We start from the raw sequence: 26690 nt of genomic DNA on the forward strand, positions 1-26690 counted from the left end.
CGCGCCTGCGCACGGCCGGGAGCGGATCATTTTGACGCGACGGCGCTCAGGATGCGACTGCAGCGTGCTTCGGCGGTGCCTGCTCGCTGGCCAGTGCCGCGGCGACGCGGCGCTGTTCCGCGTGCAGGCGCGCTGGGGTGTGCGTGCCGAAGGAGTCGAGATAGCGGCCGATGTCCTCGACTTCGGCGGCCCAGCGCGGGACGTCGATCGCAAGCAACTCATCGAGCGCGCCTTCGCGCAGGTCGAGGCCCTGCGTATGCAGATCCTGCGCGCGCGGCAGCAGGCCGATCGCGGTTTCCTGCGCGCCGGCACGGCCCTCGCAGCGTTCGATGATCCACTCGAGCACGCGCAGGTTCTCGCCGAATCCCGGCCACAGGAACTTGCCATCGGCACCCTTGCGGAACCAGTTGACGTGGAAGATCTTCGGCAGCTTCGCGCCGGCCTTGTCGAACGAGAGCCAATGCGCGAAGTAGTCGCCGTAGTTGTAGCCGCAGAATGGCTTCATCGCCATCGAGTCGCGCCGCATCACGCCGACTGCGCCAGTTGCCGCGGCGGTGGTTTCCGAGCCCATTGCGGCACCGACGAGCACGCCATGCGCCCAGTCGCGCGCCTCGAACACCAGCGGCACCAGCGAGGGCCGGCGACCGCCGAACACGATTGCGCTGATCGGCACGCCCTGTGCGTCCTCGGCCTTGGGTGACCAGCTGGGGGCCTGTTTGGCCGAGACGGTGAAGCGCGAATTGGGGTGTGCGGCCGGACCATTGGCGGGATCAAAGGGACGGCCTTGCCAGTCGGTGACCGGTGCGCCTTCCTTGAGGCCTTCCCACCACGGCTGCATGTCGGTGGTGACCGCGACATTGGTGTAAATCGTGTCGCGCTGGATCGAGGCGAGCGCATTGGGGTTGGTGCCGTGGTCGGTGCCCGGCGCGACGCCGAAGAAACCGGCCTCGGGATTGATCGCGTACAGACGCCCATCGGCGCCGGGTCGCATCCAGCAGATGTCATCGCCGATCGTCCACACCTTCCAGCCGGCCTGACGATAGCCTTCGGGCGGAATCAACATGGCCAGGTTGGTCTTGCCGCAAGCCGATGGAAAAGCGGCGGCAATGTAATGGGTCTGCCCCTGCGGGTTCTGGATGCCGACGATCAGCATGTGTTCGGCGAGCCAGCCTTCGCTGCGTGCCTGCCACGAGGCGATGCGCAGCGCATGGCATTTCTTGCCGAGCAGGGCATTGCCGCCGTAGCCCGAGCCATAGGACTTGATCGTGAGTTCTTCGGGGAAGTGCATGATGAAGCGGCGCTCGGGATCGAGTTCGCCGGTCGAATGCAAACCCTTGACGAAGCTGCCTTCGCGCTCGATGCGCGCGAGTGCCGCGCTGCCCATGCGCGTCATGATGCGCATGTTGGCGACCACGTACGGCGAGTCGGTGATCTCCACGCCGCAACGAGACAGTGGCGAGTCGATCGGGCCCATGCAGTAGGGAATCACGTAGAGCGTGCGGCCTTTCATGCAGCCGGCGAACAGCGCGTCGATCTTGGCATGGGCCTGGACCGGCTCCATCCAGTGATTGTTGGGACCGGCATCGGCCTGGTTTTTCGTGCACACCAGGGTCAGGTGCTCGACGCGGGCGACGTCCGATGGATGCGAGCGGTGCAGGGTGCAGCCCGGGTGGGTGCTCTGATTGAGTTCGATCAAGGTGCCATCGGCGAGCATCTGCGCGCGCAGGGCGGCGGCCTCGGCATCGGAGCCGTCGCACCAGTGGATCTGGTCGGGTTGGGTGAGGTGGGCGACGTCGTCGACCCAGCGGTTGAGCGCTTCGAGTGTGCTTGGCATTGGAATGGCGCGAAATGACTCGCGCGACAAATCAGGACAGGGGACGGTAACGAGCAGCCCCGGGCAATGCAAGGCGGGGCGCGACAAAGGCAGGATTGGCGCGCTAGCGCGGGATCAGGGTGGCGATGAAATCGCGAATGTAGTCCTCGAACTCCTCATGCGTCATGCGTGGTTGGCCGATTTGGGCGAGCTGAACGAAACCGACATAGGCCGAGAACGCAAGCCGCGCACGGTTTGCCGCGGTGTTGGCATCGAAGCCCGCATGGCGGAAGGCTTCGGTGAGGAAGGCGATGCGCCGCGCCGAGACGCGCTCGACCAGCGGGCCGACCAGGGGCTGGTCGAGCGTGCGGAACAGGGCTGCGAACACCGCATGCGACTGGCGCTTGCGACTGACCTGACGGATCAGCTCGCGCAGGCGCTCGCGTGGGTCGGCAACGGCGGCGGCGGGTGCGATCACCTGATCTTCGTCGCTTTTCTCCCAGCGCTCTATCGCGGCCTGGATCAGGGCCTCGCGGGTGGGGAAATGCCAGTAGAAGCTGCCCTTGGTCACGCCCAGACGCCGCGCGAGCGGCTCGACCGCAACCGCGGCAAGGCCGCTTTCGGCGAGGGCCTCGAGCGCGGCCAGTTCCCAGTCCTGCGCGTTGAGGCGTGCCTTGGGTTCGGATTTGCGGGTCTTGCGGAGCATCATTGCAGTGTGCCGCAGCCTCGCTGCCTGCGAAAGACCGCAATGTGACTCGACACGCTTTGCTGCAATTAGATTGACAGCTCGAAATCGGCAATCCCATACTGTGCCGTATGGTGCATTCCTGCCCGTGATTCCTCGATGCGGAGGGCCGCGTGATGATCGTGCTGATTCCTTTCCTGTGTGGTGTGGTGGCGCTGCTGGTGGCTGCGTATCTGCGCATGCGCCTGCCGCTGTGGTCGCTGATGACGGCGGTGGTGATCGTGGCCGCGGGCTGGTTCGCCAACGCGGGGTTCTGGGCAACTGCCTTGCCGCTCGTTGCGCTGGGCCTCGTGGCGCTGCCGCTCAACCTGCCGCGGTTCCGCCGCACACGCCTGTCCGCGCCGCTGCTCGCGTTGTTCCAGAAAGTCACGCCGCAGCTGTCGGAAACCGAGCAAGTCGCGCTCGATGCGGGCACGGTTGGCTTCGAGGGTGAGCTGTTCAGCGGCAAGCCCGACTGGCGCAAGCTGCTCGACCAGCCCAGGCCGCAGCTTTCTGTCGAGGAGCAAGCCTTCCTCGATGGCCCGGTCGAAGAGTTGTGCGGGATGATCAATGACTGGCAGATCAGTCACGAGCTGGCCGACCTGCCGCCCGAGGTCTGGGACTTCCTCAAGCAGCATCGCTTCTTCGGCATGATCATTCCCAAGGCCTATGGCGGCCTGGGATTCTCTGCGCTTGCGCATTCGATGGTGCTGCAGAAGATCGCCGGGCTTTCCACCACGCTGTGCTCGACCGTGGCGGTGCCCAATTCGCTCGGTCCGGGCGAGCTGCTCGTCCATTACGGCACGCAGGAACAGAAGGACTACTACCTGCCGCGGCTCGCCGATGGCCACGAGATTCCCTGCTTTGCGCTGACCGGCCCGTATGCGGGTTCCGATGCGACCTCGATTCCCGACTACGGCATCGTCTGCATGGGGGAATGGGAAGGCGCGCGCGTGCTCGGCGTGCGACTGACATTCGACAAGCGCTACATCACCCTGGCGCCGGTGGCGACGATCGTGGGCCTGGCCTTCCGCATGCACGATCCCGAGCACCTGCTCGGCGATGTCGATGATCTGGGCATCACGCTGGCGCTGTTGCCGCGCGACACCAAGGGTCTGGAAATCGGTCGTCGCCACATGCCACTCAACAATCCGTTCCAGAACGGCCCGGTGCGCGGCAAGGACGTATTCGTGCCGCTCGCGCAATTGATCGGCGGGCCCGAGATGGCCGGCCACGGCTGGCGCATGCTGGTCGAGTGCCTGTCGGTCGGGCGTGCAATTTCACTGCCGTCCAACACCAGTGGCGGCGCCCGCTTCGCGGTGGCCGCGACCGGCGCCTACGCGCGCGTGCGCAAGCAGTTTGGCCTGGCGATCGGTCGCTTCGAAGGCGTCGAGGAAGCGCTCGCGCGGATTGCCGGCTACACCTACCAGATCAGCGCCTTGTCACTGGAAACTGCCGCGGCGGTCGATCGCGGTGAGAAACCCTCGGTGCCTTCGGCGATCGCCAAGTACCACGCCACCGAGCGAGCGCGTGAGGTCGCCAAGGATGCGATGGACGTGCATGGCGGCAAGGGCATCGTGCTCGGGCCGGGCAACTGGCTCGGTCGCGGCTGGCAGGGTGCGCCGATCGCGATCACGGTCGAAGGCGCCAACATCCTCACGCGCAGCCTGATGATCTACGGTCAGGGCGCGATCCGTTGCCATCCCTTCGTGCTCAAGGAAATGCAGGCGCTCAAGATCGCCGATTACGGCGAGCGCCTGCGTGCCTTCGATGCGGCACTGTTCGGCCACATCGGGTTTTCCATTTCCAATGGCGTGCGCAGCTTCGTGCTCGGCTTGTGCATGGCGCGGATCGGCAGCGTGCCGGGCACCACCTACACGCGCCGCTACTACCGCAAGCTCAACCGCTATGCGGCGGCGCTCGCGCTGGTGTCCGATGTCTCGATGCTGGTGCTCGGCGGCAAGCTCAAGTTCAAGGAAAAGCTCTCGGCAAGGTTGGGCGATGTGCTGTCCAACCTCTACATCGCCAGTGCGATGCTCAAGCGCTTCAATGACCAGGACAATCCGGTCAACGATCAGCCGCTGCTGGCCTGGGGCATCCACGACAGCATGTATCGCATGCAGGAGGCGCTCGATGGCGTGCTGCGCAACTTCCCGTTGCGGCCGGTGGCATGGTTGCTGCGCATGCTGGTGTTCCCGCTCGGTCGTCGCGAAGTGCCGCCGTCCGATCGCCTGGGGCGCCGGGTCGCTGCGATCATCGCTGCGCCGGGCGAGGCACGCGCGCGCCTGCTCGGGCCGATCTACCTCACGCCCAGCGCGAACAATCCGGTCGGTCGCATGAACGCGCTGCTGCCCGACGTGATTGCCGCCGAGCCGATCGAACGCAAGTTCCTCAAGGCGGTCAAGGCTGGCGAGCTCGCGGGCTACGACTACGACAGTCAGCTCGCCGATGCGCTCGCCAAGGGCGTGCTCGACGCGGCCGAACATGCGCTGCTGGCGCGCGTGCGCAAGGCCAGCTTCGAGTTCATCTCGGTCGATGACTTCGATGCCGAAGAACTCGTTGCCGGCGCACGCGGCAGGGCCAGGCGTGATTTGCGGCCTGCAGCCTGAACCCGGTCCCGGCGGCCGCCACTGCGGTTGCCGGAAGCCGTGCGCTCAGGGCAGCAGCGCGGATGCGTGATGGCGCAGGTGATCGGCGATGAAGCTCTGCACAAACCAGTAGCTGTGGTCGTAGCCGGCATGCACGCGCAGGGTCAACGGCTGCCGCGCGACGCGCGCGGCTGAATCGAGGCGCCAGTACTGCAACTGGGTGTCGCGGAACTTGTCGGCCTGTCCCTGATCGATCAGCGCCGTGCCCGGAAAACGCTGGCGATCTTCGATCAGGGCCACCGCATCCCAGGCGCGCCAGAGTTTGCGATCCTCGCCGAGATATTTGCGCAACGCCTTGTGACCCCACGGTACCTGACTCGGTGCAACGATCGGCGCGAACGCCGATACCGAGCGGTAGCGGTGCGGCAGCTTGAGCGCGATCGTGAGTGCGCCGTGGCCGCCCATCGAATGCCCGCAAATCCCGGCACGTTCGATGTCGAGCGCGGGAAAGTGCGTGCCCAGCAGGTAAGGCAGCTCCTTGGTGAGGTAGCTGAACATGCGAAAGCGCGGCGCGAATGCCGGCGTGGTCGCGTCGAGATAGAAGCCTGCGCCTTCGCCGAACTCCCAATCGCCGGTGGCGCCCTCGATGCCGGTGTCGCGCGGGCTGGTGTCTGGCGTGACGAGCGCGATGCCGAGCTGCGCGGCAATGCGCTGTGCGCCGGCCTTGATCGCGAAGGTTTCCTCGTTGCAGGTGAGGCCGGCGAGGAAATACAGCACCGGCGCGCGCTGACCGCGCGGCAGCGGCGGCACGTACACACCAAAGCGCATGCAGCCGCCGGTCTCCAGTGAATCGTGCCGATAGAAGCCCTGCTCGCCGCCGAAACAGCATTGTTCGGAAATGGTGTCGATGCTCATGGTCTTGCTTTGGGCAACTGCAATGCGTGGCGTGAGTGGGGTGGGGGCAACGGTGACGGCTTGCCTTGGGCTACTCTACCTGCGCTTGCCCATTTGCAGAAATCCAATGCCCTATACGCCGATCCTCGCCACCCTGGGTTACGTGCTCTCACCCGATCGCAGGCAGGTACTGATGATTCACCGCAATGCCCGCCCCGACGATCCGCATCTGGGCAAGTACAACGGTCTGGGCGGCAAGCTCGATCCACTGGAGGACGCAGCTGCGGGCATGCGCCGCGAGATTGGCGAGGAAGCCGGCATCGAATGCACGCAGATGCAACTGCGTGGCACCTTGAGTTGGCCGGGATTCGGCAAGCAGGGCGAGGATTGGTTCGGTTTCATTTTTCTTGTCACGCAGTTCCGCGGCACGCCGCTGGCACACAATGCCGAAGGCACGCTGGAGTGGATCGAGCGGGAACGGTTGGACGAGCTGCCAATGTGGGAAGGCGATCGCCACTTCCTGCCGCTGGTGTTCGATGACGATCCGCGCCCATTTCACGGCGTGATGCCCTACCGCGATGGCCGCCCGCAAGCCTGGAGCTATTCGCGCGTCTGAGTCGGGTTGCGTTCGGCCAGTCGCGCCGCGGTCCAGCCGATGCGCGCCGAACAGGCGGCTGCAATCACGGTGAGTGCGGCGACCAGCGGCAGGCTCGCGCCGAGCGCGCGCACACCGTTGAGCCCGCTGGTGACCACCACGTCGCCGAATCGCCAGACCGAGGTGTCTATGAAGTTCTTGGTCTTGTAGCGCGTTTCGGCATCCACGCGCGTATACAGCGAGTCGGAGGCGGGCTTGAAGATGCCGTAGGCGCTCGCGCGGGTGAGCACCGCGACGGCGGCGATCCACGCGCCACCAAAAACCGCGAACAGGCCGAGCATGACCGCCTTGACCAGGCCGTCGAGCACCAGCGGCGCGCCGGGGCCGAAGCGCACCATCAAGGCGCGCGTGACGCCGATCTGCAGCAACATTTGCAGTACATTGGTGGACAAGTCGATGTTGGCCTGAAAGTTGATGCGCGCCTCGCGCGTGAGATTGACCGCGCCGTTGTAGTCGGCGAGCAGGGCATAGATCACCGTGCCCACGGCGTCGCCGAGCAGCATGAGCAGCGCCATGCGCCGCATCAGAGGCGACTTGAAGGTCTCAACCGCGCCGGCCAGAAAGCCGCCACCGATGATGCGTTCATCGCGGCGCTCGTCACCGGCGACCGGATGACGCCGGCCCCAGTCGGCGAGAGCCATCATCGCAAGGATCGCCGCGCCCAACAGCAGCGCCGATACCACCAGCAGGCCGCTGACACCGAGCTGTTGATTGAGCAATTTGGTGAGCAGCGGGCCGACGATCGCGCCGATCGCGCCGCCCAGCGCAATCACCGGGAACAGGCGATGCGCCTGCTCGGCATCGAACAAGTCCGCCATGAAACTCCAGAACACCGCAACCACGAACAGGTTGAACACGCTGATCCAGACGAAGAAGGCCGAGCCGAGCAGGCGTGCGCCGATCGCATCCTGCATCTGGAACAAGGGGATGAAGGCGATCGTGCCAAGGATGAAGAAGAGATACACCAAGGGCACGAACACGCGGCGCGGAAAGCGCGCGACCAGTGCGCCGAACGGCGGCGCCAGCAGCAGGGTGGCGACGAAGGTGGCGAGATAGAAGATCGGCAGCGCAGTCGAGCCGACCGCGGCGGACAGCTGGTCGCGCACCGGCCGCAGCACGTAGTAGGCCGCCAGCACGCAGAAGAAATAGACGAAGGCGACGACGACGGCAAACCATTCGTGACGCGCAATGGCTGGGGTCTTCGGCAAGGCTCGGGGCATCCGTGGCGAAACGACCGCGCAAGCCTAGCATGCGTGTCGCGCCATCTCGCGCATCGCTATCATCGGCAGATGATTGCAAGGGTTTCCGCGCTTCACGTCTATCCGATCAAGTCCTGCGCGCCGTGGACGGTGGACGAGGCCGTGGTCGGGCCGCGCGGATTCGATGGCGACCGGCGCTGGATGGTCGTCGATGCGCAAGGTCGCTTCATCACCGCGCGCAAGCAGCCGCGCCTGGTGCTGATCCGCGCCGAGGCGGCGGGCGCAGGCTTGCGCCTGCAGGCACCGGCGATGCCATCGCAGCGGCTTCACGCTGCGCCCGACTTGCCGCGCATCAGCGCGCAGGTGTGGGAAAGCACGGTGCAGGCGCAGGCGGGCTGTCCCGAAGCCGATGCCTGGATCAGCCGATTTCTCGGGCAGAGCGCGCGCTTCGTGCACATGGATGCGGCCTGCGTGCGGTCCGTCAGTGCCGACTATGGCGACGAAGGCGATGAAGTCAGTTTTGCCGATGGCTTTCCGCTGCTGCTGATTTCGCAAGCCGCGCTCGACGGACTCAACGAGAGGCTTGCCATGCCGGTGCCGATGCTGCGCTTCCGTCCCAGCCTCGTCGTTGCCGGCACCGCGCCGCATGCAGAGGACGATTGGTGCCGGATCCGCGTCGGTGCGATCGAGTTCGACGTGGTCAAGCCATGCACGCGTTGCGTGTTCACCACGGTCGATCTCGAACATGGCACGTTCGATCCCGCGGGCGAACCACTCAAGACGCTGATGGGGTATCGCCGCACGCCCAAGGGTGTGCGCTTCGGCCAGAACCTGATCCCGCGCGGTCGCGGCGTGCTGCGCGTCGGCGATGCCGTGGAGGTGCTGCAATGATGGCGATCCGTATTCGTCGACAGCCGCGCTGCCTGCGGCAAGAACGGCTGGTGCAGTGCGATGGAGCCTTTGCTCTAGCGCGTCGCAATATGCTCGAAGCAGTCCTGTGACGGAATCGCCCATGACCTACGACTACCTCATCGTCGGCGCCGGCTCAGCCGGTTGCACGCTCGCCAATCGCCTGAGCGAAAACCCGGCCAAGCGCGTGCTGCTGCTGGAAGCCGGCGGGCGCGACTGGCATCCCTTCATCCACATGCCTGCGGGGCTGGGCAAGCTGGTTTCCAACCGTCGCATCAATTGGGACTACCTCACCGAAGCCGAGCCCAATCTCGAAGGCCGGCGCCTGTGGTGGCCACGCGGCAAGGTGCTCGGCGGATCGAGCTCGATCAACGCGATGTGTTACGTGCGCGGCGTTGCTGCCGACTACGCGCGCTGGGCCGAGCAGACGGGTGATCCGCGCTGGGGCTGGGACAGCGTGCTGCCGGTGTTCAAGCGCAGCGAAGGCAATGCGGAGGGCGCCGATGCCTGGCATGGCGCCGATGGTCCGCTCACGGTGTCGCCGCTGCGCCACCACAACGTGCTGTCGCGGGTTTTCGTCGATGCTGCGTGCGCCGCCGGTTTTGTCGGCAACCAGGATTTCAATGCGGGAGCGCAGGATGGTTTCGGCTTCTACGCAGTAACCCAGCGCAACGGTGCGCGCTGCTCGGCCGCGGTGGCCTATCTGCGCCCGGCGCTTGCGCGCGGCAACCTCGTCGTGCACACCCATGCGCAGGCCACGCGCGTGCTGCTCGACGGCGCGCGTGCGGTCGGTGTCGAGTATCGGCGTGGAGGGCAGCTCGAACGCGCCGAGGCCGGTTGCGTGATCCTCGCCGGCGGCGCGATCAATTCACCGCAACTGTTGCAGCTTTCGGGGATCGGACCGGCCGACGCGCTGCGCGGCCACGGCATCGAGGTCGCGCATGAATTGCGCGGCGTCGGCGCCAATTTGCAGGATCATCTCGACATTTGCACCCTGGTCGGTTCGACCCAGCCGGTGACCTACGACAAGGTCAACGATCTCGCGGTGGCGCTGCGTTTCCTGTTGCGCCGCGATGGCATCGGCACTTCGAATGTCGCCGAGGCCGGCGGTTTCGTGCGCTCGCGCCTGGCGAGCGACGAGCGCTGCGACCTGCAGTTTCATTTCGTGCCCGCGATGCTCGACAACCACGGCCGCAACCGCCTGCCCGGCAATGGTTACACCGTACACGCCTGTTTCCTGCATCCGCACAGTCGCGGCACGATCAGCCTGCTCAGCGCCGATCCGCTGGCGCCACCGGCGATCCGCCCGAACTACCTGGGCGATGCCGAAGGCTTCGATCTCAAGATGCTGATCGAAGGGGCACGCATCTCGCGGCACATCCTCGCCCAGGCGCCATTTGATGCCTTCCGTGGTGCGCCGATCCTTCCCGCGGCGGGCGTGGAGAGCGATGCCGACTTCGAAGCCTTCATCCGGCACAAGGCCGAGACGATCTATCACCCGGTCGGCACCTGCCGCATGGGCCGCGCCGACGATGACGAGGCCGTGGTCGACAGCGAGCTGCGCGTGCGCGGCATTGACGGCCTGCGCGTGGTCGATGCCTCGGTGATGCCCGAACTCATCACCGGCAACACCAATGCGCCGACGATCATGATCGCCGAGCGCTCGGCGGATTTGTTGCTGGCTGGGTGACGGCAAGACGAGTCGAATTCCGATCGACCCGCCCCCGCGACGCGCAGCTACAGCGCGGCGGTCAGCTCAGGCACGAGCTGGAACAGGTCACCGACCAGACCGAAGTCGGCGACCTCGAAGATCGGCGCTTCGGCGTCCTTGTTGATCGCGACGATGGTGCCGGCATCCTTGATGCCGGTGAGGTGCTGGATCGCACCGGAAATGCCGATCGCGATGTACAGCTCGGGTGCGATGATCTTGCCGGTCTGGCCGACCTGCAGGTCGCTGGGCACGTAGCCGGCATCGACCGCGGCGCGCGAGGCGCCCACGGCCGCGCCGAGCTTGTCGGCCAAGGCGTAAATGATCTTGAACGCATCGGACGAGCCGAGCGCGCGACCACCGGAGACGACCTTGGCGGCGCTTTGCAGGTCGGGGCGATCGCTCTTGCCACTGCTGAGTTCGACGAAGCGCGTGTGCGTGGGCAGGGCCACGTCGAGCGCGAGCGCCTTGATCGGCGCGGCGCCTGCGCCTTGGCCGGCGGCGGCATACGAGGCGGTGCGCACGCTGCCGACGAGGATCCGATCGCCGGGTGCGCTCACGGTGATGATGGCGTTGCCGGCATAGATCGGGCGCTTGAAGCTGTGTGCGCCTTCGACTGCGCAGATGTCCGAGACCTGGGCCACGCCGAGCAGGGCGGCGACGCGTGGCAGCACGTCCTTGCCGAAGGTGGTCGAAGGTGCGAGCAGGTGGCTGTAGCCGTCCTTCGCCGCTGCGGCGATTTGCGGGGCGTAGATCGCCGCGAGTGCATGCGCATTCTCGCTGCGTGCGATCGTGAGCACGTTCGAGACGCCATCGATCTGCGCGGCCTGCGCGGCGACGGCAGCTGGGTCCGCGGCGAGCACGAGCACGTCGATTGCTTCGGCGCCGATCTGTTTGGCGCAGCTCACGCAGCGCGCGGTGCTCGAATTGAGAGTGCCGTCGAGATGTTCGGCGACGATCAGGATCTTGCTCATCACACCAACCCCTTGCTCTTGAGTGCCGAAACCAGTTCGGCAACGTCCTTCACCATCACGCCCTTGCTGCGCTTGGCCGGCGGCGCGTAATGGGTGGTCTTCAGATGGTCGCCCGATTCGACAGCGAGGCTGGCCAGTTCGATCGTCTCGATTGGCTTGGACTTGGCCTTCATGATGTCGGGCAGCTTGATGAAGCGCGGCTCGTTGAGACGCAGGTCGACGGTGATCACCGCGGGCAGGTCGACTTCGAGCGTCTCCAGCCCGGCATCGACCTCGCGCGTGACGCGCGCGGCATTGCCGTTGACCTCGACCTTGGAAGCGAAGGTCGCCTGCGGGCGATCCCACAGCGCGGCGAGCATCTGCCCGGTCTGGTTGCAGTCATCATCGATGGCCTGCTTGCCCAGCAGCACCAGGCCTGGCTGTTCCTTTTCCACGAGTTTGAGCATCGCGCGTGCGGCGGTCAGCGGCTGGATCGCCTCGGCGGTCACCACATGGATCGCGCGGTTGGCACCCATCGCCAGACCGTTGCGGATGTGGGCCTGGGCGTCAACCGGGCCGATGGTGACGACCACGACTTCGCTGGCGATGCCCTTCTCGCGCAGCCGCAGCGCTTCTTCGAGTGCGATGTCGTCGAAGGGATTGGCCGAGAGCTTGACGCCATCGGTGACCACGCCCGAACCATCGGGCTTGACCTGGATGCGCACGTTGAAATCGACGACGCGCTTGTAGCCGACCAGGATCTTCATCGGAGTACGGACCTCGCTGGATGTCGCGCGGCAACGCGGCCGGCGCAAAGAAGCGGGATTTTAGCGGAAAGCGTGTGACCCGTGCGTTCTGCAACTGCCTGTCCGGCTTGGCAGCGAGAGTTTTCCACAGTTGCCGTGGACAAGCCTGTGGACAAGTCGTGGAACAGAGGCTGACAGCGGGGCCCTGTGCGGGACAGGGAGCAGTGCGCAGAAATCGACCAGCCCGGCGGGCTGCAGGAGGATCGCCAATTGACGTGATCGCTCAGGGCAGCTCGGCGGTCCACGATGCGTTGGCGAACTTGCTCGCGGCCAACGTCGATGCGCGTGCAAGTTCATCCTCGCGCAGGTGATCGTCACGCAAACCGTGGCGTTGGCGGAAGGTGTCGATCATGTGCGCGATGATCGCCTCGCGCGGCAAGCCGGTCTGGCTGCGCAGCGGATCGACGCGCTTGGCCGCGCTCTGCGTGCCCTTGTCGGCGAGTTTCTCGCGGCCGATGCGCAGCACCTGCAGCATCTTTTGCGCGTCGATGTCGTAGGCCATCGTCACGTGGTGAAGCACCGCATTGCCGCGACGTGCCTGCGCCGCGCCGGCGATCTTGCCGATGTGCGAGGTGATGTCATTGAGCGGCTGATACCAGGCCATGATGCCCAGTTCGAGCAGGGCCGCGATCACCCAGGCATCCATCTGCGCATAGGACTGTTCGAAGGACAGGCCTTCGACCAGCGAAAGCGGCGCATAGACCGAATACGTGATCGTGTTGCCGGGTTCGATGAACATCGCGCCGCCACCGCTGATGCGGCGCACGACTTCGATTCCGTGCGCCGCGGCATTGGCGGCATCGACCTCGTTGCGCAGCGACTGGAATCGTCCGATCACCACCGCGGGCCCCGCCCATTCCCAAATGCGCAAGGTGGGTGGTCGCCGACCGGCGGAAACTTCCTCGACCAGCACCTCGTCGAGCGCCATGTGCAGGGCCGGCGCCTGCGGCACGTCGTGGATCAATTGCCACTCATGCTCGCGCCAGTTCGTGCGGGTCACGTGCTGTTCCCGCCATCGATCGCACGGCGCACCGCGATGGCCACCGCTTCGGCGCTGATGCCGAAAGTCTGCACCGGAGCAGACAGCGCCGGACTCACCCGCATGGCCAGTTCCTCGACGCTGGCCGAGTGCGGCGCACCGAGCAAGGCGCAGTCGATGTCCGCCAGCGCGCTGTCGGGTTCGAGAAAGAAGTCGCCGCTGACCTGCACCGCTGCGATCTGCCCGTCGCGCAGGTCGAGGTCGACGACGACCAGTTTGCCGCCGGGCATCTTGTATTCACCGTGCCGCATTGATCGAGTGTACGACATTCAAGACGGGATCCTTGCAGTCGGGTGCGAGGTGGCCGCCGCGATGTCGAAGATGCGGGTGGACGGTCAGCGGCGGGCTCATCACCCTTTACGCGAAATGGCGCCCAAACCAGTCAGGTACGAGCGCCACTGCGGATGAAACACGGAGCGATGCCGCTTGCCGATGGCGGTCAAAGGTTCTGGTAGTTCGGCCCCGAGCCGCCCTCGGGCGTGACCCAGTTGATGTTTTCGTAAGGATCCTTGATGTCGCAGGTCTTGCAGTGCACGCAGTTGGCGGAATTGACCTGCAGGCGCGTGCCGGCCTCGTCCGCGACGATCTCGTAGACGCCAGCCGGGCAGAAGCGCGTACAGGGGTTCGCATATTCGAGCGTGCAGCGCGTGACGCACAGATCGGTGTCGGCCACCTTGAGATGGATGGGTTGATCCTCGTCGTGTTGGGTGGCGGCAAAGTAGACGCCGGCCAGGCGGTCGCGCGGCGGCAGTGCACGCTCCACGTAAGCGGGCTGCTGCGGCGAGGGCGCGTTCGGACCCGGATGCGTGGCCGCGGTCGCGGCGTCGAGCTTTTCCAGCGACGACCAGTCGGCGTGATTGCGCAGCGTCCATGGTGACAGCCCCGCAGTGATCGTCTCCCAGCCGGCGTTGGCCAGACCCAACCACAGGCCCTTGTGGAAGCCGGGGCGGATGTTGCGCACCTTCCTGAGTTCGCTCACCACCGCCGAGCCGCGCAGCGCGGAATCCCAGCCTGCGCTCGCGCCGTGCTCGGCAATGTGCTGCGCGGCGAGCATGCCGGAGCGGATCGCCTGATGCGTGCCCTTGATCTTGGGCACGTTCATGAGGCCCGCGCTGTCGCCGATCAGCATCGCGCCGGGCATCTCCACGCGCGGCAGCGACTGGTAGCCGCCTTCGATCAGCGCACGCGCGCCGGCGCTGATGATGCTGCCGCCTTCGAGCAGTTCGCGGATCATCGCGTGGTGCTTGAATTGCTGGAAGGCTTCCCACGGCCGGAACAGCGGATCGGCATAGTCGAGACCGACCACGAAGCCGATCGCGAGCCGGTCCTGATCGAGCTGATAGAGAAAGCTGCCGCCATAGGTTGCGGAATTGAGCGGCCAACCCAGCGTGTGCATGACCTTGCCGGTGTCGATGCGGCCAGCGGGCACCTGCCACAGTTCCTTGATGCCGATGCCGTAGGTCTGCGGATCGCAGTCCCTGTCGAGCCGGTATTTGGCGATCAGCTGCTTGGACAAGGAGCCACGACAGCCTTCGGCGAGCACCGTGACCTTGGCGCGGATGTCGATGCCCTGGGTGTAGCCGGGCTTGTGTGATCCATCCTTGGCCACGCCCATGTCGCCGATGCGCACGCCGCACACCGCGTCCTTGTCGTCGAACAGGGGCTGCGCCGCGGCAAAGCCGGGATAGATTTCCACGCCCAGCGCCTCGGCCTGCGGTGCGAGCCAGGCGCACAGCGCGCCGAGCGAGACGATGTAGTTGCCGTGGTTGTGCATCTGCGGCGGCGTCATTGGCGACTTCAGCGCGCGCGTGGCATCGCGCAGATACCAGAACTCGTCCTTGGCCACCGGCACGCAGATCGAAGGCGGCGCCTTGCCCCAGTCGGGCAGCAGTTCATTGAGCGGCTCGGGTTCGATCACCGCGCCCGACAGGATCTGCGCGCCCACCGTCGAGGCCTTTTCGATCACGCACACCGACAGTTCGGGCTTGAGCTGCTTGAGTCGGATCGCCAGCGCCAGTCCGGCCGGTCCCGCGCCGACCGTGACGACGTCGTATTCCATGGTGTCGCGCTCGCTCATCGCTGGCTCCGCTGCCGCTGCCTCAATCGGCGAGATTGTCGGCGTTCGCGGCAGACACGGCAACGTCATGGCAGGCCGTGCATAATCGGTTGCCCCGCAACGACAAGAACCCGCGATGTCCGACTTGCCCGACGATCGAACCCTGCGCGGAGCCGCCGCGTTCCAGCAACTGCACTGGCTGGCGAGCGGGCGCATCGACAGCGCGACGCTGACTGCGGCCTGCGTGCAGGCGATCGATGCCGACGCGACGCGGCTCAACGCCTTTCTCGCGCGTGCGCCCGATGCCGGGGCGCAGGCGGCCGACAGCGACGCGCGCCGCCACGATGGCAGCACCATCGGTCGTCTCGATGGCCTGTGTGTGGCGATCAAGGACAACCTCGACGTGGCCGGTCTGCCGACCAGCGCGGGCTTGGCCACGCGGCGCTCGCGCCTTGCCGCGACCGATGCCAGCGCGGTCGCGCGCCTGCGCGCAGCGGGCGCGGTGATCCTCGGCAAGACCAATCTCGATGAGGGGGTGCTCGGAACTTCGAGTCTCAATCCGCATTTCGGTGCCGTGCACAATCCGTGGCGCCTGACGTTGTCGGCGGGAGGGTCTTCCGGCGGATCGGCGGCAGCCGTCGCTGCAGGCCTGTGCAGCTTTGCATTGGGCAGCGATACGCTCGGCTCGGTGCGCATTCCTGCGAGCCATTGCGGCATCTTCGCGCTCAAGCCCACGCATGGCGAGATTTCCACACGCGGTCTGGTGCCGGCCGCGCGCCGCCTCGACTGCGTCGGCATCCTCGCGCGCGCCGCCGAGGATCTGGCGATCGTGTTGCAGGTGCTGGCGCGCCACGATCCGGCCGATCCGCGGTCGCGTCGGCGCCGCGTGCCGTTGGCGATTCCCGACTGGGAACCGGGCCATCTGCGCAGCGCGTTCATCAAGGATCTGCACGCGCTCGGTGTCACACCGCAGGTGCAGGCCGTGTTCGATGCCGCGCTCGCGCAACTGGCTGCGCCGCTGGGCCAGCGTGTCGAAGTCGACTTCAGCGATTTCGATGTCGGCCAGACGCGTCGCGCCGCACTGCTCATCATGGAAGCGGAAATGGCCGCCGAGTTTGCCGATGATCTGGCACTGGGCGGCGAAGCGGTCTCACCGCGCCTGCGCGGCATGCTCGACTACGCCGCGCGCAAGTCGGCGGTCGACTATGCACGCGCCGATCGCTTGCTCGATGCGACCGTGCTGCGCGCACGCCGCGTGTTTGCCGGCATCGACGTGCTGGTCTTGCCGACCGTCACCGACGGCCCGCAAGCGCTTGATGCGCCCGAGCGCGCAAACGACGCCGACCTCACCAGTTTCGCCAGTCTCGCCGGATGTCCCGCGGTGAGCCTGCCGATGGGCAGCTTGCCCGACGGCCGGCCGATCGGCCTGCAGCTGGTCGGTGCGCCGGGCTCGGATCTGTGCCTGATCGAACTGGCGGCGATCTGCGCGGCCACGCTCGATGCCACGCCGCGCTATCCGGTTGTGACCGCTTCCTGACCGGTGCGCGAAAGGGCCCGAGCGGCGGAGCAAGCTCCGCTCTTCGAGGGGGTGGGTTTTTGTAGAGCCGAGCTTGCTCGGCTTGGATGCGCGAAAGCAGCGGAGCACGGCAGCGGAGCAAGCTCCGCTCTACGAGGCGGGGTGCTTTTGTAGAGCCGAGATCCTATGTTCCGTGTCAAGCCGCAATGTCGATTCGGTGATCGTTGGCGAAACGTTGGGCATCGAAGGATTGCGTGGTTTTGCTGAGGCTCCAGACAATGCGTGCCAGCAGGCGCGCGAGGATGTTGTAGGTGGCGGTGGTGCTCAAGCGGCGTTGCCGATAGCGCTCGGCCAGTGGCTTGCCCAGCCGATGTCGAGCGAAGGTCATGGCGGCGAGATAGAGCATTTGGCGGAGCGTGGCATCGCCGCGTTTGGAAAGCACGCGAACACCGACCCTGCGACCGGAGTCATTGGGGCGTGGGTCGAGTCCGGTGCAGGCGACCCATGCGTCGACATGGGCGAGCGGCCAGCGGTGCAGGTGATGGACGAGGCAGGCGGCGACGACGGGGCCGATGCCCGGCACGCTCATCAGGCGTTTGAACAGGGCGGCCTGTTTGCTGGCGAGCATCTGTGCCTGGATGCGCTTGTCCACCTGGCGCAAGGCCTGGCGGGCGGCATCCATCAGGGGACGGAATGCTTCGGTCGGGCCATGCGCGGTGAGCGCCTGGCGCAACTGCGAGAACGCGCGTTGCAAGGCAGCGCGCTGCTGCTGAAGCACATGTGCCACCTGTTGGGCGTCCGTGCGCGGGACATGGGCGTGCAACTGATCGGCTTCCTTGGCGACATAGCGGGCGATCACCGCCGCATCCACCCGGTCGGTCTTGCCGCGCCGCCCGATGCCTTTTGCGTAGTGGCGCACATCGCGCGGATTGAGCACGAACACCGTGTGGTTCGCCGCTTGCGCCAAGCGCACCAGGGTCTCATGGTAGCGGCTGGTGGATTCCGCGCCAATCCGGCTTCCCGCCGGAACCCGCGTCAGCCAGGCGCGAATCGCCGCGGCCCGGTTGTCGATCGATTCCGTCCCTTCCGCCCCGTAGCGCGCCACCACCAACCGCGCCTTGTCCACATCCACTCCGAAAATCCCTGCCTGCGACATCGCGATCTCTCCCAGCTATTGTTGACGGGCTGGGGTGGTACCGCACTCACGTTGGCTTGCCGACATCGGCGATCCAGGTCGCTCGATCCCTTATCGACGTTCAGTGCGGGAAGGGGATGTCTCGGCTCGTCTGTCGGTGCTAGTCCGCAGATGCTTGCTGTTCCGTCCCTCCACCCCGGCGTTTTCATACGCGAAAACGCCGGAGACAGACATACAAGCTTGCTCGGCTCGGGGCGCACGGCAGCGGAGCAAGCTCCGCTCTACGAGGTGGTGGGTTTTGTAGAGCCGAGCTCGCTCGGCTCGGGGCGCACGGCAGCGGAGCAAGCTCCGCTCTACGAGAAGCACGGCAGCGGAGCAAGCTCCGCTCTACGAGAGGCATGGGAGCGGAGCAGGCTCCGCTCACTCCGACGAGCCCGGGCGGGCCCGGATTGCGCGCACGGCCCGCTGTCCATCGAGTTCCACGCACACCCCCGCGCTTGCGGGCAGCGTCGCCAGTGCATGCCGGCTGAGGCGTTCGTAGTGCATGAAAAAGCGCAAGAGCGCGGCCTCGTCCATCGCGCGCGAGGCGCCGCGAGTGCGCAAGCTCTGTTCGGCTTGGCTGCGCCAGCGCCGCGCACGGGCGAAGGAGGGTGCCTGCAACACGAGCAGCCGATCCAGTCGCTGCCACAAGGCCGCGTAGTCGCCCACCAGTTGCGCATTGACCCATTGGCGCCAGTGGCCGTCGCGGTCCTCGCTGCGTTCGAGTGCATTGACGGGTCGGCGCAAGGCGTCGGCATCCTGCGCCGGTATTCCCACGCACCAGCCTTCGAGCAGGATCAGGCGCGGTGCTTGCGTGACGCGGCGCCAGCGAGACGGCGCGAGGCGCGTGTCGCGGCCCTTGTCGAAACGCGGCAGGTGCAGCGGGTGTTTCGGACTGGCTGTGGCCAGCGCATCGAGAGTCGCCGCGAGCAGGAACAGATCATGTGTTCCGGGCACGCCGCGCGTGGCCAGCAGCGGATGGACGCGACGCGCAAGCGCCTGCCGCGCGCCGCGACCCAGATAGAAGTCATCCAGCGACAGCGCCTCGCAGGCGATGCCGAGCCCGCGCGCATGCTCACACAATTGCCGTGCGAGCGTGCTCTTGCCGCTGCCCTGCAGGCCCGAGATACCAACCAGCAAGGGCCGCGCACGGCGTCGCGCCGACGCTGTCCACAAGACGGCGAGCAGATCGTCGAGCAGCGCCTGGGTGAATCGGGTTCGCGTGCTAGCATCGCCGCGCATGAATGCCCCATCAGCCAGCGCCGAATCCTCGGCACTCTACCAAAGCGCACTCGCCACCTTCGGCAGTCTGCTCGAACAGGCGCGGACGGCCGGCGATCCCGAAGCCACTGCAATGACGCTCGCCACCGTGCGCGCAGGCCGACCGCATGCGCGCGTCGTGCTGCTCAAGGGCTACGACGAACACGGTTTCCGCTTCTTCACCAATTACGAAAGCGCCAAGGCCGGCGATCTCGCCAGCGATCCGTGGGCGGCGCTGTGCTTCCACTGGAAAACCCTGCGCGAAGGCGTGCAGGTGCGCATCGAAGGGCGCATCGGAAAGGTTTCAGCCGCCGAATCTGATGCCTATTTCGCCAGCCGCCCACGTGGCAGTCAGCTCGGTGCCTGGGCGTCTCTGCAATCGCAGCCGCTGGCCGCTCGCGCGGAATTCGACACGCGCTATGCGCAATTCGAGGCGCGCTTTGCCGGTGCCGAGGTGCCGCGCCCACCGCATTGGGGCGGTTACCTGCTGGTGCCCGATGCGATCGAATTCTGGTACGGCGCAAACTTCCGTCTGCACGAGCGCCAGCTCTTTCGGCTCGATGCGGCGGGTACCTGGTCGCAGGGCATGCTCTATCCCTGAAATCCATGAACCTGCGCGCCGTCTACCGGGTGAGCGTGGTCGTGCCGGTCGAGCAAATGCAGGCCGTGCTCGATGGCGTGCGCGCGACGTTGCCGCTGCGCGGTGGCAATTACGCCGATTGGGCCTTCATCAGTGCCAGCGGCGAGGAACAGTTTCGACCCTTGGCCGACGCGCGGCCGGCGCAAGGCGTGATCGGCGAGCTCGAGCGCGTTGCGAGTCAGCGCATAGAGTTCTGCATCGAACGCGATGCCGCGCTGCTGTCGGCGCTGGTCGAAGCGATCCGCGCGCACCATCCCTGGCAGGTGCCGGCCATCTTCGTCGACGAGAGCCACGCGCCGCAGTTGTAAGCCTTACGCCGCCTGCGCCAGGCGCATGCCCAGATCGATCAGCGGTGCGATCAGCAAGGCGCGCGCGAGCAGGATTGCGAGGATCACGATCATCGGCGAGAAATCGAGGCCGCCCGGTGTCGGCAGGCGCTTGCGCAGCGGCCGCATGAACGGCTCGCTGAGCTGGTGGATCAGCGGGACCACGGGATTGCTGCGCTCGACATGGATGAACGAGATCAGCACGCGCACCAGCACGATGCCGATATAGAGCATCAACACGAAATCAGCCAGATCGGCGAGCGCCATCACCAACAGGCCGAGCAGGCCCAGATGTTGGCCGAAGATCGTGTAGATCAGGGCGAGCTTGAGCACGCTCAGCAGCCAGGCGATCAGCCAGGCGGCAAAATCGATGCGGCGCCAGCCCGGAATGACTTTGCGCAGTGGCATCAGCAGCGGATTGGTGATCTTGTAGAGGAACTGGCAGATCGGGTTGTAGAAATTCGCCCGCACCGCCTGCAGCAGCGCCCGCAGCACGAACAGGAAGATCGCGATGCCGAAGGCAAAGTCGATGAGGATCTGGGCAGCGTTGGCGAAATATCCCATGACCGTGGTGCGCGAGTGAGCGAGGGGATCAATCGTACTGGGCGGACAAGGTGCCGCCGCGGCGCTGCGCGGCGTCGAGCGCGCGTGCGACCAGGCCACGCAGGTCGCCCGCGGCAAAGGCATCGAGCGCGGCTGCGGTGGTGCCGCCGGGTGAGGTGACGCGCTCGCGCAGCAGGCTGGGCGCTTCGCCCGATTCGACCAGCATGCGCCCGGCGCCCAGGCAGGTCTGCGTGGCCAGTGCCGTCGCCGTCTCGCGCGGCAGACCTTGCGCCACCGCGGCATCGATCATCGCCTCGACCAGCAGGAAGAAGTAGGCCGGTCCCGAGCCCGACAGCGCGGTCACGCTGTCCATGAGTGCTTCGCTCTCGATCCATGCCGTGCTGCCGGCGGCAGCGAGGATGGCCGCGGCCTGTGCGCGCCGGCTTTCGCTCACGTGTGCATTGGCGAACAACCCGCTCGCGCCGGCGCCGATCAGCGCGGGCGTGTTGGGCATCACGCGCACGAGCGGTGTGCCGGCGCCGAGCCAGCGTTCGAACTGGTCGAGGCGGATGCCGGCGGCGATCGAAATGACCAGCGGACGGTGTGCCTCGACGGCGGCAGCGATCTCGGCGCATACCGCCTGCATCACCTGCGGCTTGACCGCCAGCACGAGGATTTCCGCATTCGCGGCGGCAGCGGCCGCGTGCTCATGCACGGCCACGCCGAAATCCTTCGCCAGTGCATCACGCGTGGCGGCATGGGGTTCGGCCACCGCGATCGATGTTGCCTTCACGCCGCCGCGCAGCAGCGCGCCGATCAGGCTGCGCGCCATGTTGCCGCCGCCGATGAAGGCGAGGCGGGTGCTCGAGACAGGGGAAGCGGAAGCTGGGGACATCGGTCGAGACGCCGCGGCAAGGTTCGGGAGCTGGCAAGCATAGCAAGAGCGCGAGGTGACGCCGGTGTGCTTGGCTCACTTGCCGGACGGGTCGAGCGCGCGCGGTTTTGCGAAGCGTTGATGGGATTGCCCACCGAAGTACGTATTGATCGTTGACTGAACGCCAAGGCGATTGCCGGTCGCCGCGGGTCAAATCAACCACAAGCAACGATTCCGGAGTAACCAGGATGCTGCGTCGCCTTGCAATTCCTGTTCTTGGCATGGCCCTGAGCTTGTCCGCGCATGCGGATATCGTCATCGGCAGTTACGAGAGCGGCGAGATACGCGTCTTCGCCGATGAGGCCAATGGCGATGTGGCCCCGATCCGCATCATCGCGGGTGCCGCAACCGGGCTGGGTTCGGCCGCGGGCGGCGCCTTCGACTCCGGCGAGGGCGTACTGTACGTGGCAGATTTCTGGGGGCAGGCGATTCGGGTATTTCCTGCGTATGGCAGCGGCAACCTGGCCCCGCTGCGCGTATTGGACTCGCCCCAACTCGGACAAATGCGAACCGTGGCGCTGGCTCCCGCGCACGACGAGTTGATCACGACCAACTCGGGCTGTTGCCTGGCCATCTACAACATCGGCGCGAGCGGAAGTGTCGGCGCCCTGCGCAAATGGGCCTGGCGCGGCGGCCAGGGCAGCTTGACCGAGCTTGATTACCCAGGCGGTTTCGACTACGCCTCCGCACGCGACGAGATCGTGGTGTCGGATTCGGATCCGGGCCCCGCATATACCCCCAAGATCCTGGTCTTCGACCGCGATACCGGCACGTCGTATTACACCGGCGCGCCCAAGCGGGTCATCAAGGGTGCGCAGACCGGCATGGGGAGCTGGGTAGGCGGTGTCGCGGTGGATGACACCAACGACCGCATCTATGCCGCCTCGATGACGAACAACCCGGACAACACCCGCACCGGGCGCGTCCTCGTGTTCGCCGCCGACGCGGCGGGCGATGCGGCGCCGCTGCGTGTCATCGAGGGCGCCGCGACCCAGTTGAGCGGCGGATCGGGCACGCTGCCGATGGGCGTGGCGATCGACCCGGTCAGGAGTCGGTTGATCGTGAGCTTGACGGACTACAACGATCCCGCAAACAGTGCTCTGCTGGTATTCGCGCTCGACGCCAGCGGCAATGCGGCACCGCTGCAGGTGATCCGCGGCGCGCAAACCGGGCTCGTCAGTCTGGCGCTGCCGATCTGGATGCCTGCGGATGCGATCTTCGACAACGGTTTCGACTGAATCGACTCGATCTCAGTGCGGCGCGGTGCGCGGGCCGAACAATGCGGTGCCGATGCGCACGAGGTTGGCACCTTCGGCGATTGCGAGGTCGAAGTCGTCGGACATGCCCATCGACAAGGTGTCGATCGCGGGATGCTCGACGCGCAGCGCATCGAACAGTGCGCGCATGCGCACGAACGCGGCGCGACGGGTTTCGGCATCGGGTGCAGGTGCGGGGATTGCCATCAGACCGCGCAGGCGCAAAGCGGATTCGGTGGCGATCCGCGCAGCCAGCGCCGCGACTTCACCCGGCGCGCAGCCGGATTTGCTGGCCTCGTCATCGATGTTGACCTGAACCAGCACGTTCAGCGGCTCGCGTCCGGCAGGGCGATGCTGCGCGAGCGGCGCGATCAGCTTGGCGCGATCCAGACTCTGCAGCCAGTCGAAATGCTGCGCGACCTCGCGGCATTTGTTCGACTGCAGTGGTCCGATCAGATGCCATTCCAGCGCCAGGTCGGCCAGCTCGCGCTGCTTGGTCAGCGCCTCCTGCACGTAGTTCTCGCCGAAGGCGCGCTGACCCTGGGCCGCCAGTGCGCGGATCGCCTCGGCAGGCTGGGTCTTGGACACCGCGAGCAGGCGGGCCGGGGTGCGGCCGGCAGCGCGGGCAGCGGCGTCGATGCGTTCGAGGAGGGCTTGGCGGGTGGCTGGGCTGATCGTCATGGTCGAAGGCTGGAAAGATGACTCGTGGCTGAGGCTATACTGCCGCAACCGTGCGCGGGCGCGCCGCAATTGCCATCGAGGGAATCGTCATGGATATCGCTGAACTGCTGGCGTTCTCGGTCAAGAACAAGGCCTCGGACTTGCACCTTTCGGCCGGTTTGCCGCCGATGATCCGCGTCGATGGTGACGTGCGCCGCATCAACATCCCCGCCTTCGAGCACAAGCAGGTGCATTCGCTGGTTTACGACATCATGTCGGACAAGCAGCGGCGTGACTACGAGGAATTCCTCGAGGTCGATTTCTCTTTCGAGATCCCCTCGCTGGCGCGCTTTCGCGTCAACGCCTTCAACCAGAACCGCGGCGCGGCGGCGGTGTTCCGCACCATTCCTTCCGAAGTGCTCACGCTCGAGGACCTGGGTTGCCCACGCATCTTCAAGGAACTCATCGAGCAGCCGCAGGGCCTGATCCTGGTCACCGGGCCGACCGGCTCGGGCAAGTCGACCACGCTCGCGGCAATGGTCGACCACGTCAACAAGAACGAATACGGCCACATCCTCTCGGTCGAGGATCCGATCGAGTTCGTACATACCTCGCAGAAATGCCTGATCAACCAGCGCGAGGTCCATCGCGACACCCACGGTTTCAACGAGGCGCTGCGCTCGGCGCTGCGTGAAGACCCGGACTACATCCTGGTCGGCGAGTTGCGCGACCTGGAGACGATCCGCCTCGCATTGACCGCTGCGGAAACCGGGCATCTGGTGTTCGCGACCCTGCACACCAGCTCGGCGGCCAAGACCATCGACCGCGTGATCGACGTGTTCCCCGCCGGTGAAAAGCCGATGGTGCGCTCGATGCTGTCCGAATCCCTGCGCGCAGTGATCTCGCAGAGCCTGCTCAAGAAGGTCGGTGGCGGCCGCATTGCCGCGCACGAGATCATGGTCGGCATCCCCGCGATCCGCAACCTGATCCGCGAGGACAAGGTCGCGCAGATGTACTCGGCAATCCAGACCGGCAGCCAGCACGGCATGCAGACGCTCGACCAATGTCTGCAGGACCTGGTCAAGCGCGGCCTGGTGACACGCCAGCAGGCAATCGGCTACGCCAAGGCCAAGGAAATCTTCAAGTAGGAGGGCCGGAAGGCCCGATTGCCTGGCACAAACGCGTGTCGCTGGAGGGCCGGCAGGCCCGATTGCCTGGCACAAACGCGTGTCGCTGGAGGGCCGGAAGGCCCGACCGCCGCGCCGCAGGTTCGCGTTGCGCTCACCGGTGTGTGGCACGGGTCGCGGCTGCCGCCGCTCCTACACAACCACGATGCATGGCAACGACACGGTGGGTGTCGCGGCTGCCGCCGCTCCTACACAACCACGATGGATGGCAACGACACGGTGGGCGTCGCGGCTGCCGCCGCTCCTACACAACCACGATGGATGGCAACGACACGGTGGGTGTCGCGGCTGCCGCCGCTCCTACACCGCTCCTGCACCGCTCCTGCGTCGCACCGGCGTTTCCTTGCGTGGCCAGCGCGCTTCAGATCAGGAACACGGTGGCCAGGCCGAGGAAGATGAAGAAGCCGCCGCTGTCGGTAATCGCGGTGATCATCACGCTCGAACCCATCGCCGGATCGCGGCCGAACTTGAGCAGGGACATCGGAATCAGCACGCCCATCAGCGCGGCGAGCATGAGGTTGAGCGTCATGGCCGCGGTCATCACTGCGCCGAGCGCGAGGCTGTCGTAAAGCAGCCAGGCGACGATGCCGATCACCCCGCCCCAGATCAGGCCATTGATCAGCGACACCCCCAGTTCCTTGCGCAACAGCCGCCTGGCGCTGGTCACGCTCACCTGATTGAGGGCGAGCGCGCGCACGATCATGGTGATGGTCTGGTTGCCTGAATTGCCACCGATGCCGGCCACGATTGGCATCAGCGCGGCGAGTGCGACCAGCTTCTGGATCGAGCCTTCGAACACGCCGATCACGCGTGAGGCGATGAAGGCGGTGACCAGGTTGATCGCCAGCCAGGCCCAGCGGTTGCGCAGCGATTTCCACACCGAGGCGAACATGTCTTCGTCTTCGAGCAGGCCGAATCGCTCGCGCACCTCGGCATCGCTTTCCTCGCGGATCACGTCGACCATCGCATTGATGGTGAGGCGGCCGATCAGGCGGCCGTGGTCATCGACCACCGGCGCGGTCACCAGATCGTAGCGTTCGAAAGCCTGCGCGGTCTGTGCAACGTCATCCTCGGGGCGGAAGGTGTTGGCATCGGCCGCCATCACCTGCGCCACGCGCTTGAGCGGATCGTTGACCAGCAGCCAGCGGATCGGCAACACGCCGGTGAGCACCATCCCGGAATTGACCACGAACAGCTTGTCGGTATGTTCGGGCAGTTCCTTGAGCCGGCGCAGGTAGCGCAGCACGGTTTCCAGCGTCACGTCCTCGCGGATCGTGACCATGTCGAAATCCATGATCGCGCCGACCTGATCGTCGGCCCACGACATCGCGGTCTGGACCTGGCTGCGTTCTTCGGCATTGAGCCGGTACAGGATTTCCTGCACCACGTCGTCGGGAAGGTCCTCGGCGAGGTCGGCGATTTCCTCGGCATCGAGCTGCTCGGCAGCGGCAAGCAGTTCGCGCTTGTCCATGTCCGCGAGCAGCGACTCGCGCACCGCATCGGAGACTTCGAGCAGGATTTCGCCGTCGCGGTCGGCCTTGACCCGATTCCAGACCTCGAGGCGCTCGTCGGGCGGCAGGGCTTCGAGGATGTAGGCGATGTCGGCCGGGTGCAGCGCGTCGACTTCACCTTGCAATGCGGTGATGCGCTGCGCAGGCGCAAGTGCATGCTCGGCACGCAGCAACTCTTCGACGCGCGCGAGTTGCGCCTGCAGGACGCTATGGGGAGAGCGGGCAACAGTGTCGGTCATCGAAACAGGCTTTCAGGCGGCCACGGCTGCGCCGGCGTCGTTCGTGGGGCAAGCGCCGAATACGAACGTCACGACGGGGCAGGGCCTTGGGTCAGCGCGG

The 26690-nt window shown here is 66.2% G+C and carries 24 protein-coding genes; 9 read left to right on the plus strand and 15 right to left on the minus strand.

Annotation, left to right across the window (positions count from 1 at the left end):
* Positions 1–46: 46 nt before the first annotated feature.
* A complete protein-coding gene (locus tag KF759_RS08645) occupies positions 47–1834 on the minus strand; it encodes a phosphoenolpyruvate carboxykinase (GTP) (protein ID WP_291224558.1) in 1788 nt (595 codons plus the stop codon).
* Between the two features lie 103 nt (positions 1835–1937).
* Positions 1938–2519: a TetR/AcrR family transcriptional regulator gene (locus tag KF759_RS08650; RefSeq protein ID WP_291224559.1), complete on the minus strand. Its 582-nt coding sequence runs from the start codon at positions 2517–2519 to the stop codon at positions 1938–1940.
* A 155-nt stretch (positions 2520–2674) separates the two neighbouring features.
* Here KF759_RS08650 and KF759_RS08655 point away from each other — a divergent pair, with 155 nt between their 5' ends.
* Positions 2675–5146 carry an acyl-CoA dehydrogenase gene (locus KF759_RS08655; protein ID WP_291224561.1) on the plus strand — a complete coding sequence of 824 codons (2472 nt, stop codon included), beginning with the start codon at positions 2675–2677 and terminating at the stop codon, positions 5144–5146.
* Positions 5147–5191: 45 nt separating this feature from the next.
* Here the strand turns inward: KF759_RS08655 and fghA are convergent, their stop codons facing one another.
* Entirely contained in the window at positions 5192–6034 is an 843-nt protein-coding gene (fghA, locus tag KF759_RS08660) for an S-formylglutathione hydrolase (RefSeq protein WP_291224620.1), read from the minus strand.
* Between the two features lie 112 nt (positions 6035–6146).
* On the opposite strand from fghA, the gene KF759_RS08665 reads away from it, so the two are divergent.
* Positions 6147–6635: an 8-oxo-dGTP diphosphatase gene (locus KF759_RS08665; RefSeq protein WP_291224563.1), complete on the plus strand. Its 489-nt coding sequence runs from the start codon at positions 6147–6149 to the stop codon at positions 6633–6635.
* On the opposite strand, the gene KF759_RS08670 is transcribed toward KF759_RS08665, so the two are convergent.
* Complete coding sequence (locus KF759_RS08670) at positions 6620–7882, minus strand: MFS transporter (protein ID WP_291224564.1); 1263 nt, start codon at positions 7880–7882, stop codon at positions 6620–6622. The genes KF759_RS08665 and KF759_RS08670 overlap by 16 nt on opposite strands.
* A gap of 81 nt (positions 7883–7963) precedes the next feature.
* On the opposite strand from KF759_RS08670, the gene KF759_RS08675 reads away from it, so the two are divergent.
* Positions 7964–8764 (plus strand): MOSC domain-containing protein, encoded by an 801-nt coding sequence (locus tag KF759_RS08675; RefSeq protein ID WP_291224566.1) that lies wholly within the window; start codon positions 7964–7966, stop codon positions 8762–8764.
* Between the two features lie 121 nt (positions 8765–8885).
* On the plus strand, positions 8886–10472 hold the full coding sequence (locus KF759_RS08680) for a choline dehydrogenase (RefSeq protein WP_291224568.1): 1587 nt from the start codon (positions 8886–8888) through the stop codon (positions 10470–10472).
* Between the two features lie 47 nt (positions 10473–10519).
* Here the strand turns inward: KF759_RS08680 and KF759_RS08685 are convergent, their stop codons facing one another.
* The 5 genes from KF759_RS08685 to KF759_RS08705 form a co-directional block, all read right to left on the minus strand.
* Positions 10520–11464, minus strand: a complete 945-nt coding sequence (locus KF759_RS08685; RefSeq protein ID WP_291224571.1) for an FAD-binding protein — start codon at positions 11462–11464, stop codon at positions 10520–10522.
* The gene (locus KF759_RS08690) at positions 11464–12210 is read right to left on the minus strand and encodes an electron transfer flavoprotein subunit beta/FixA family protein (RefSeq protein ID WP_291224572.1); all 747 of its coding nucleotides are present in this window, start codon (positions 12208–12210) and stop codon (positions 11464–11466) included. Before KF759_RS08690 ends, KF759_RS08685 begins: the two co-directional genes overlap by 1 nt.
* A 262-nt stretch (positions 12211–12472) precedes the next feature.
* Positions 12473–13249 (minus strand): biotin/lipoate A/B protein ligase family protein, encoded by a 777-nt coding sequence (locus tag KF759_RS08695; RefSeq protein WP_291224574.1) that lies wholly within the window; start codon positions 13247–13249, stop codon positions 12473–12475.
* Positions 13246–13539, minus strand: a complete 294-nt coding sequence (locus KF759_RS08700) for a biotin--protein ligase (RefSeq protein ID WP_291224576.1) — start codon at positions 13537–13539, stop codon at positions 13246–13248. The genes KF759_RS08695 and KF759_RS08700 overlap by 4 nt, the downstream gene beginning before the upstream one ends.
* Positions 13540–13727: 188 nt before the next feature.
* A complete protein-coding gene (locus KF759_RS08705; protein ID WP_291224578.1) occupies positions 13728–15365 on the minus strand; it encodes an electron transfer flavoprotein-ubiquinone oxidoreductase in 1638 nt (545 codons plus the stop codon).
* A gap of 115 nt (positions 15366–15480) precedes the next feature.
* Between KF759_RS08705 and KF759_RS08710 the strand changes: the two genes are divergently transcribed.
* Positions 15481–16881 carry an amidase gene (locus KF759_RS08710; protein WP_291224580.1) on the plus strand — a complete coding sequence of 467 codons (1401 nt, stop codon included), beginning with the start codon at positions 15481–15483 and terminating at the stop codon, positions 16879–16881.
* Positions 16882–17056: 175 nt separating this feature from the next.
* Here KF759_RS08710 and KF759_RS08715 read toward each other — a convergent pair whose 3' ends face one another.
* Positions 17057–18016: an IS110 family transposase gene (locus tag KF759_RS08715; protein WP_291224582.1), complete on the minus strand. Its 960-nt coding sequence runs from the start codon at positions 18014–18016 to the stop codon at positions 17057–17059.
* Positions 18017–18415: 399 nt separating this feature from the next.
* Positions 18416–19276: a kinase gene (locus KF759_RS08720; RefSeq protein WP_291224584.1), complete on the minus strand. Its 861-nt coding sequence runs from the start codon at positions 19274–19276 to the stop codon at positions 18416–18418.
* Here KF759_RS08720 and pdxH point away from each other — a divergent pair.
* Positions 19275–19895, plus strand: coding sequence for a pyridoxamine 5'-phosphate oxidase (pdxH, locus tag KF759_RS08725; RefSeq protein WP_291224586.1), 621 nt, complete (start codon positions 19275–19277; stop codon positions 19893–19895). The genes KF759_RS08720 and pdxH overlap by 2 nt on opposite strands.
* Positions 19896–19900: 5 nt before the next feature.
* A complete protein-coding gene (locus tag KF759_RS08730) occupies positions 19901–20242 on the plus strand; it encodes a hypothetical protein (RefSeq protein WP_291224588.1) in 342 nt (113 codons plus the stop codon).
* A gap of 3 nt (positions 20243–20245) precedes the next feature.
* On the opposite strand, the gene KF759_RS08735 is transcribed toward KF759_RS08730, so the two are convergent.
* Together KF759_RS08735 and proC are read right to left on the minus strand one after the other, a co-directional pair.
* Entirely contained in the window at positions 20246–20824 is a 579-nt protein-coding gene (locus KF759_RS08735) for a YggT family protein (protein WP_291224590.1), read from the minus strand.
* Positions 20825–20852: 28 nt separating this feature from the next.
* Positions 20853–21698, minus strand: a complete 846-nt coding sequence (gene proC / locus KF759_RS08740) for a pyrroline-5-carboxylate reductase (protein WP_291224592.1) — start codon at positions 21696–21698, stop codon at positions 20853–20855.
* A gap of 227 nt (positions 21699–21925) precedes the next feature.
* Between proC and KF759_RS08745 the strand changes: the two genes are divergently transcribed.
* Positions 21926–22975, plus strand: a complete 1050-nt coding sequence (locus KF759_RS08745; RefSeq protein ID WP_291224594.1) for a hypothetical protein — start codon at positions 21926–21928, stop codon at positions 22973–22975.
* A gap of 12 nt (positions 22976–22987) precedes the next feature.
* On the opposite strand, the gene KF759_RS08750 is transcribed toward KF759_RS08745, so the two are convergent.
* Complete coding sequence (locus KF759_RS08750) at positions 22988–23674, minus strand: YggS family pyridoxal phosphate-dependent enzyme (RefSeq protein ID WP_291224596.1); 687 nt, start codon at positions 23672–23674, stop codon at positions 22988–22990.
* A gap of 89 nt (positions 23675–23763) precedes the next feature.
* Here KF759_RS08750 and KF759_RS08755 point away from each other — a divergent pair, with 89 nt between their 5' ends.
* On the plus strand, positions 23764–24801 hold the full coding sequence (locus KF759_RS08755) for a type IV pilus twitching motility protein PilT (protein WP_291224598.1): 1038 nt from the start codon (positions 23764–23766) through the stop codon (positions 24799–24801).
* A gap of 400 nt (positions 24802–25201) precedes the next feature.
* Here the strand turns inward: KF759_RS08755 and mgtE are convergent, their stop codons facing one another.
* Positions 25202–26590, minus strand: a complete 1389-nt coding sequence (gene mgtE / locus KF759_RS08760) for a magnesium transporter (protein ID WP_291224600.1) — start codon at positions 26588–26590, stop codon at positions 25202–25204.
* Positions 26591–26690: the final 100 nt, after the last annotated feature.

It is taken from the genome of Dokdonella sp., assembly GCF_019634815.1.
Lineage (GTDB): Bacteria > Pseudomonadota > Gammaproteobacteria > Xanthomonadales > Rhodanobacteraceae > Dokdonella_A.

Excerpts from the sequence above, each read along its gene's own strand:
- KF759_RS08645 (WP_291224558.1), bottom strand. The coding sequence starts at position 1,834 with ATGCCAAGCACACTCGAAGCGCTCAACCGCTGGGTCGACGACGTCGCC.
- KF759_RS08650 (WP_291224559.1), bottom strand. The coding sequence starts at position 2,519 with ATGCTCCGCAAGACCCGCAAATCCGAACCCAAGGCACGCCTCAACGCG.
- KF759_RS08655 (WP_291224561.1), top strand. The coding sequence starts at position 2,675 with ATGATCGTGCTGATTCCTTTCCTGTGTGGTGTGGTGGCGCTGCTGGTG.
- KF759_RS08665 (WP_291224563.1), top strand. The coding sequence starts at position 6,147 with ATGCCCTATACGCCGATCCTCGCCACCCTGGGTTACGTGCTCTCACCC.
- KF759_RS08675 (WP_291224566.1), top strand. The coding sequence starts at position 7,964 with ATGATTGCAAGGGTTTCCGCGCTTCACGTCTATCCGATCAAGTCCTGC.
- KF759_RS08680 (WP_291224568.1), top strand. The coding sequence starts at position 8,886 with ATGACCTACGACTACCTCATCGTCGGCGCCGGCTCAGCCGGTTGCACG.
- KF759_RS08685 (WP_291224571.1), bottom strand. The coding sequence starts at position 11,464 with ATGAGCAAGATCCTGATCGTCGCCGAACATCTCGACGGCACTCTCAAT.
- KF759_RS08690 (WP_291224572.1), bottom strand. The coding sequence starts at position 12,210 with ATGAAGATCCTGGTCGGCTACAAGCGCGTCGTCGATTTCAACGTGCGC.
- KF759_RS08700 (WP_291224576.1), bottom strand. The coding sequence starts at position 13,539 with ATGCGGCACGGTGAATACAAGATGCCCGGCGGCAAACTGGTCGTCGTC.
- KF759_RS08705 (WP_291224578.1), bottom strand. The coding sequence starts at position 15,365 with ATGAGCGAGCGCGACACCATGGAATACGACGTCGTCACGGTCGGCGCG.
- KF759_RS08710 (WP_291224580.1), top strand. The coding sequence starts at position 15,481 with ATGTCCGACTTGCCCGACGATCGAACCCTGCGCGGAGCCGCCGCGTTC.
- KF759_RS08715 (WP_291224582.1), bottom strand. The coding sequence starts at position 18,016 with ATGTCGCAGGCAGGGATTTTCGGAGTGGATGTGGACAAGGCGCGGTTG.
- pdxH (WP_291224586.1), top strand. The coding sequence starts at position 19,275 with ATGAATGCCCCATCAGCCAGCGCCGAATCCTCGGCACTCTACCAAAGC.
- KF759_RS08720 (WP_291224584.1), bottom strand. The coding sequence starts at position 19,276 with ATGCGCGGCGATGCTAGCACGCGAACCCGATTCACCCAGGCGCTGCTC.
- KF759_RS08730 (WP_291224588.1), top strand. The coding sequence starts at position 19,901 with ATGAACCTGCGCGCCGTCTACCGGGTGAGCGTGGTCGTGCCGGTCGAG.
- KF759_RS08735 (WP_291224590.1), bottom strand. The coding sequence starts at position 20,824 with ATGGGATATTTCGCCAACGCTGCCCAGATCCTCATCGACTTTGCCTTC.
- proC (WP_291224592.1), bottom strand. The coding sequence starts at position 21,698 with ATGTCCCCAGCTTCCGCTTCCCCTGTCTCGAGCACCCGCCTCGCCTTC.
- KF759_RS08745 (WP_291224594.1), top strand. The coding sequence starts at position 21,926 with ATGCTGCGTCGCCTTGCAATTCCTGTTCTTGGCATGGCCCTGAGCTTG.
- KF759_RS08750 (WP_291224596.1), bottom strand. The coding sequence starts at position 23,674 with ATGACGATCAGCCCAGCCACCCGCCAAGCCCTCCTCGAACGCATCGAC.
- KF759_RS08755 (WP_291224598.1), top strand. The coding sequence starts at position 23,764 with ATGGATATCGCTGAACTGCTGGCGTTCTCGGTCAAGAACAAGGCCTCG.
- mgtE (WP_291224600.1), bottom strand. The coding sequence starts at position 26,590 with ATGACCGACACTGTTGCCCGCTCTCCCCATAGCGTCCTGCAGGCGCAA.